2 protein-coding genes are annotated in these 7,360 nt (G+C 64.5%); one reads left to right on the forward strand and one right to left on the reverse strand.

All coding sequences use genetic code 11. The annotated features are described in order from the left end of the window. The coding region (locus MKK84_RS00785) for an amidase family protein (protein WP_243916134.1) at window positions 1-2,992 on the reverse strand (2,992 nt) is incomplete at its 3' end. A gap of 1,602 nt (window positions 2,993-4,594) precedes the next feature. On the opposite strand from MKK84_RS00785, the gene MKK84_RS00790 reads away from it, so the two are divergent. After that, the coding region (locus MKK84_RS00790; RefSeq protein WP_279599295.1) for a S8 family peptidase at window positions 4,595-7,360 on the forward strand (2,766 nt) is incomplete at its 3' end.

The raw sequence follows: 7,360 nt of genomic DNA on the forward strand, positions 1-7,360 counted from the left end.
TCGGTCGGGCCGTGGTGGCGAAGGCGGTTCCGGTGATCTGGAGGGTTCCGCCGTCGAAGGCGAGGGGGCCGCTGGGGGCGCCGAGGTTGGCGTCACGCGCGACCGAGAGGGTGCCGCCCACCAGGACGACTCCGCCCGAGAAGGTGTTGGTCCCAGAGAGCGCCAGCGTTCCATCCCCGAGCTTGAACAGGGCCCCCGGACCGGACACGACGTTCGACACAGTCAGCGTCCGAGCCGAGTCGACGGCCAGACCCGAGGCCCCCTCCAAGGTGAAGGGACGCGTGGTCGTGAAGCTCGCCGTCGCCTCGAGGGCGGCGCCGTCGCCGATCGTCACGGCGGTGTAGGCTTGGCCGAGATTCGACTCCCGCGACACCGAAACCGTGCCCTCTTTGATATACGTGCCGCCAGTATAGGTGTTGTCGGCCAGCAGGCTCAGTCGACCCGGACCTGTCTTGAACAGGCCATCATTGCCGGACACGACCGCATCCTCCGTGAGCGTCGCACCGGCGAGCACCCCGAGGGTGCCACCGTTGTACAGGATGACGGGCCGCCCGAGCGTGAAGCTTCGGGTCGCGATCAGCGCGCTCTTGTTCTCCAGCGTCACGGTGTTGCCGGGGTCGCCGAGCGCCGCGGTCTTGTCGACGGCGAGGCCACCTTGCCAGACGAAGACCCCGCCGGTGAAGTCGCTCGTCCCGATCAGGAGCTGAATGCCGGGCCCGTCCTTGATCAAGCCGCCGATGCCGGAGATGCGCCCGTCGAAGAGCGGAATCCGGGTCCTGTCGGTGACGTTGAGCACCAGCGGCGCCATCTCGGTCGTCAGCAGATGGGCCTTGGTGGCGCGGCCATGGTCGTCGAGGTTCTTGAGGACGAGCGGCAGGAACGGCCCGGAATCGACCGGCTGATCGGCGCCATATCCGGTCGCAGGGGGCTTGGGCGGCAGAGCCTGATAATCCCGGAATATTTCAGAACTCAGTTGCTGCTGGAGGGCTTGGCCGATCCTCAGCAGCGTCTGTTCCTGATAGGGATTGGCGTCGATGAGGATGTTCGCAGCCGTTCCGCCCACCTGAAAGGGCACGTTGAGCTGGGGCGATGTGGACGTCATTTCCGTCGAGAAGCTGAACAGGCCGAGGCCGTCGTTGGTGTCGTTGTCGGTGCCGAGGAAGCCGATCACAGCATCGACACCGAGGGCATTGCGGACAGTCGACATCAGCGCCGTCGAGATCCGGATCCAATTCGCGTAGGCGCGATCGAATTCGTCGATGGTGGCGTAGCGACCGACCTTGTCCGCGGCCAGACCAGCCAGGGCCATCTCTCCGCTATCGAGGCCGGGGTTCTTCTGGGCGAAGGCCACGAGGTCGTCGATCGTGCGGGCGAAGACCTTCGGATCCACGTTCAGCCGCGAGAACTTGTCTCCCAGCAGACGGACCAGCGCACTCTTGTAATCGTCAGGCGAAGAAATGCGTGAGGCTAGATAGCTCGAAATCGAAACGTAAGCATCATAGAAGTAGAATGGCACGGCCCCGTTGGTCGCGGCTTCGACCCGCTTCGCCCCGTCGGTAAAGGTTTGCCGGTAATTATTCAGAAACGCGGCCCGGGCGGCCGGATCGGTTGGAATCTGCGCGGACGAATCGGCAAACGTCACGAACTGAACGAGATCGTCGTCCGACATCGCCCGGACCGCCGTTTTGACCGCGGCGTCGACTCCGGGACGATCGAGTGACACGATTACGGCGTGCGCGGCCGTGAGCATTCCGCCGACGAGGGAATCGAATTGCGCCGGCCGCTGCGGATCCTCGGTGGACGACGCGTGATAGAGGCCGACCTTCAGGCCGGTCAGGTCACCGGTTAAGCCGGCATTGTAGTCGGCCGGCCGGACGAAGTTCTTGCTGCGCGTATCGATCGTGTCGAGCTTGACCATCCCGTTGAGGGCGAGCGCGAGGTCATGGACGCTGTTGCCCATCGGGCCGGCGGTGTCGATCTGCCCGGAATAGGGGGCGATGCCGGTCGTGCTGATCAGGCCCGCCGTCGGCTTGAGGGCGTAGAGACCCTGCTGCTGGGCCGGATAGATGATCGAGTCGGAGGTTTGCGATCCGACGGTGAGCGGCGCGAAGCGCATGGCGGCCGCGATGCTCGGACCGCTGCTGGATCCGGCCACCGCGATCGACGGATCGACCGGGCTGATCGTCTGGCCGCCCGTGCTGCTTTGATTGTTGCTCGTTATCCCGGCCCACTGGCCCATATTGGCCTTGCCCAGGATGAGCAGGCCCTGCTCCAGCATTCCGCTCACCAGGGTCGCCTCGGCGGCCGGACGGGACCCGATCAGGGCTGCCGAGCCCGCGGTGGTGCGCAGATCGTCGGCGGTGCCGATGTTCATCTTGAGCAGGACCGGCACGCCGAAGAGCGGCGGCAGCGTCCGCCCCTGGCGCTGCGCCTCCAACCGCTGCGCGTCGGCCCGGTCGGCGAGCGCCAGGATATCCGGATTGATCTGCTCGACGGAGCGCAGGGCCGGGCCCGCATGGTCGAGTTGCTGGATCTTGTACATGTACTGCAACACGATCTCGCGCGACGTCGTCTCGCCTCGTTGCAGCATCCCGGCGAGATCCACGGCCGTCCGTCCGGTCAGGTCGACGCCGCCGTAATCGGGCAGCGGATCTTTCGAGAGGGTTCGCGTCAGGGAGACGGGATCCGGCGGCTTCGGCAGCGACGCATCCGTGAGCCCGAGCCGCCCCACGAGGCCGACGATGTCGGCTTCCGTCGCGGCGCGCGGATCGAAGGTCACGAGCGACCGGGCGGAGACGGCGAGGTTGGCGATCTCTGCATCGGTCTTGGTCTGCCCGGCGCGGATATAGGCAGCGCGGACGACGTCACGCAGGGCGCGTTGGTCCTGGGGATCGGTCGCCTGCGCGGAGGTCGGCACAGTCAGCCAGAGGGCGCCCAGGAGAGTTCCGGAGACGCGCAGTCGCCCCCGTGATGCCGGCAGGCCGAGGGACATGGTCGATCTCCGGAGCTGTGCTTCTGACAAGCGTGTTCGACGAGTTGAAGCGCGGCGTGCGAGCCGCGGACGGGATCACCCGGGCCTGCGCCCTCGATGATGGGATCCGAGCGCCGACCCGCGCTGCGCCGCGATGGGCGCGGCCCGATCCGGCCGCCGGAAAGCGCCGGATACGCAGGGCCGCACGCGCATAGACCCCGCCGTCCCCGGCGGCCGAGCCTGGGCCTCCGGCGGCAGGGGCCGCGATACCGGTGCCGTCATGGCCGCGACCGGCCCGACAGTCGGGGAACAGGCGTAGGGCCGGAACGCGACCAAGCTCTGCCGGTGCGCAGAACGGGACCTGCAACCGCCGGCTCCGAGCGATCGGAGTGCGAGCGCCATACAGCGGGTTGGTCCACCGCCGGGCATTTGATTTTTCCGATATGTTCTGTCGTCATATATATTTGCTTGCGTCTTTCATCGGCATCAATTTCACGCTCTAAAATATTATGATCACTAATTTCAATCGCAGCAAAGTGATTCTGTGTCGAGCTCGATTAGGTCGACGCGAAGAAGATTAAGAAATAAATCTGCGTTCTTTCAAGTGGCAACTAAATATGCCGCCCAAATTGAACTAAATTCGACATTTACAGAACATAAAGATCTTTCACCAAGATTTTTGGTTGCAACGGGCTCCAACAAACTCTGGAAGTTCTTCGTTTTGGCATAATAACTGCCTAAGAAGATCACGGGTTCTTTTGCGAAACCACGACGCAAATCGCGCCGATCATCACCATTTGATCAGATGTGTGACACGGCTGCCACATTTCGTCTGGTGCGCCTCTCGCGCGCCCGCGGGCCGCGACGGAAGCCGCCAACCGATGCTGTGTGGGTGCAATCCCGATCACTTGGACGGAGGCTTGGACCGCCAAGGGCTTTTGGTCGGCGCGCGAACGCGAGACCCGCTGAGCCGTGCCCGGTCGCGTCGCCATGGTGCGCGGCTCTCGGCTCCTGTTATGGCGCGCTCCCTCGCGTCCAGCCGGCATCGATTTCGGCAGCGAGCGCTCTGATCTTTGGGGGATCGTTCAGCCGTCCAGCACGGCGGACGCGTCTCCGATATCGGCTGGATGGCCGCAAAAGTCTCCGCCGCACATGGATGGCTTAGCCAGTCGGAGGGAGCCAGCTGTCAAAACATCCCTCTGTGAAATGTGGCAGAAGTGCAACTTGTTGGCTTATTGGTTTGGCGCTTCAGTTTCTGTGACAGAGCAATTCTTATGACGATATGAAAAATGGCAGCATGATCGATTGAATAAAATCGATCCAAAACTCTTACGACCGGCAAAATATCGCATCTTATTCGTTATTGTGGTTATCTTTCGATGGGCATTCGGCCATTGCGTAGTCATCCGAGCTGAGCTTAGATTGTAGCCACGAGATTTTTTTGAGATCGACATCGACATAAATCGATTTGTCGGTTTCTTACTATCAGTTTTAAAAGTAAGATAGCCCGCGGGCGGATAAATGTGCAAAGAAACTGAATATCCATTGGTCTTCACGGGAATGAGACGTCTTCGGAATTCGGTTTTATCGATCTCGTGGCGTGCGAGCCTGGGCTTTGCCGCCTTGGGATGGTCCGGTTCGAACCTCGCCCTCGCGCAGAGCGCGGCCAGCACCGATCCGGCGTCCTGGCGCACCCCGGAATATCGGGCCGATTGGGGCCTGGAGGCCATGCGCGCCGCAGATGCCTACGCGACCGGCTACACGGGTTTGGGCATCACGGTCGGCGTGGTCGATTCGGGCATATACACGGCCCACCCTGAATTCGCCGACGGCCGCGTGAAGCCGCTCACGATCGCCGGCACCTTCGGATCGAAGGGCTACTATTTCATGGATTGGACCGGCGCGCCGGACGACCTGTCTCCGCAACCGAGTTTCTTCGAGAAGGGTGAGCCCTACAAAGTTCCGGGCACCTACGATCCCACCTTCAACGATCCGCACGGCACCCACGTGACCGGGTCGATCGCGGCCGCCCGCAACGGCGTCGGCATGCACGGCGTGGCATTCGACGCCAATGTCTACGTGACGAATACTCACGCGACCGATGGAAGCATCTACGGGGCGAACGCCGACTACGCGTATTTTAAGAAGGCCTATGGCAGTCTGGCGGCCGCTGGTGCCCGGGCGATCAACTCGTCCTGGGGCAGCCCGCCGCCCACGGACAATTACAATACGCTCGCAGGCTTGCGCGAAGCCTACACGAAATTCGACGGCAAACTTGGCTATGTCGATGCCTTGGCCGATGTGACCAAGCAATACAACATCATTCAGGTCTTCGCTGTGGGAAATACCGGCTGGGCCAATCCGAACGTTCGCTCATCCCTACCGTATTTCCGGTCGGACCTTGAGAAGAACTGGCTCGCAATCGGCGCGGCCGGGCGAGGCGCCAACGGAAGCACGGCCCCCAAGGATGTCATTCTCGTCGATTACTCGAATCGCGCCGGCGCAGCCAAGTATTGGTATGTCGTCGCGCCCGGCGATGCCATCAACAGTACCGTGCCAATACATACACCAGATGCCGTCTGGAGTGCCACCGACTGGGGTGTCGATCCGAACCATCAGACCGGCTACACCGCGGTCGATGGGACCTCGATGGCGGCGCCGCACGCCACCGGCGCGCTGGCGGTCATCATGCAGCGCTATCCGTATATGACCAACACGCAGGCCCGCGACGTCCTGCTCACCACCGCCTATCACCGCAATGCCGTGGATGGCGTTCCCGACGCCAACCCCAATGCTCCGAACGCGGTCTGGGGCTGGGGCTTGATCGATCTCGACAAGGCCATGCGGGGGCCAGGCCAACTCCTGGGGCCCGTCGCCGTCAATCTGCCAGCCGGCAGGAAGGACACGTGGTCCAACGACATCTCCGAAGACGCGCTGATCCAGCGCAAACAGGAGAACGATGCCGAGGCTGCCGCCTGGCCGACCCGCAAGGCCTCCTTCGATTCCCGCCTTCAGACCCCGGTCCTGATAGCCGGCCTTCCGGCGAGCCGGTCCGCGCTGGTCGGCGTCGTCAGCGCCCTGCGCAACGGCAGCCCATCCGTGATCCAGGACGCCATCAAGGCCGCTGCCGACGATCCCGTCGCCAACCAGGTTCTGTCGGCGTTCGTCCAGTCCAGCGGGTATGGTGACCGCTGGCCCCTTACGGACCCAGCCTATGCCCTTGACCGCGCAGACGTGGGTAACGGCCTGAACAACTATCTCTCGGGGCTGACGAGCGCCGATTACGACGGCACCATCGCTCAGATCGTCCGTAATTGGCAGAACGAGTCTCGGTTCGAGCCCGCGCGGATCGCCTCCTTCGCCGACGTGCCCACACAGGGTATATTTATCAAGCTCGGGTTCGGCACGCTGACGTTGACCGGAAACAACAGCTTCTCGGGCGGCGTCGTCCTGGCAGAGGGCACCCTCTCAGTCGCGCAGAACGCCAACCTCGGCGCCCCCAGCGGTCTCCTCGCCTTCGACGGCGGAACCCTCCAGATCACCGGAACCGCCTTCGCCACCACGGCCCGACCGATCCTCTGGAGGCCGGGCGGCGGCGGCCTCGACATCGCCGATCCCGCCAACACCGTCACCCTCGCCCAGGACCTCTCCGGACCCGGCGGCATGACCAAGCTCGGCGCCGGAACCCTCGCCCTGGCGGGCACCAACACCTACACCGGGGCCACCACCCTCGCCGAAGGCACCCTGCTCGCCCGCGGCGGACAGGCCATCGGCGACCTCAGCGCCGTCACCGTCGCGGCCGGCGCGACCCTGGCGCTCGCCGACAGCGAGACCGTCGGATCCCTCGCCGGACAGGGCCGCGTCGACCTCGGCTCAGCCCGCCTCACCGCCGGCGGCGACGGCACCTCCACCACCTTCGGCGGAACCCTCGACGGCACCGGCGGCCTGACCAAGGCCGGCGCCGGCACCCTCACGCTGACCGCCGCCCAGGGTTTCACCGGTCCGGCCATCCTGGCCGCCGGCGGCCTCAGCCTCACCACCACCGCCAGCCTCGCCGCACCGGTCGTCATCCTGTCGGGAACCCGCCTGACCAACGCAGGCACGCTCACCGGTGGCCTCGCCAATGCCGGCACGACCCTCACCTCGGGCACCGTCGCGGGTGGGTTGACCAACATCGGCACCGTGCTGGCCAGCGCCGGTCGGATCGATGGCGCCATCCGCAACGACGCCGGGACCCTCGCCATCTCGGGAACCGTCGCCAGCGCCGGCACCCTCGCCAACGCCGCCGGCGCCACCCTCGCGGTCACAGGGGCCTACAGCCTCACCGGGCCGCTGACCAACGCCGGCAGCGTCACGGTTGCGAGAACCGCCAGCCTCACGACGCCTGCC

The organism is Methylobacterium sp. E-065, assembly GCF_022829605.1.
GTDB lineage: Bacteria > Pseudomonadota > Alphaproteobacteria > Rhizobiales > Beijerinckiaceae > Methylobacterium.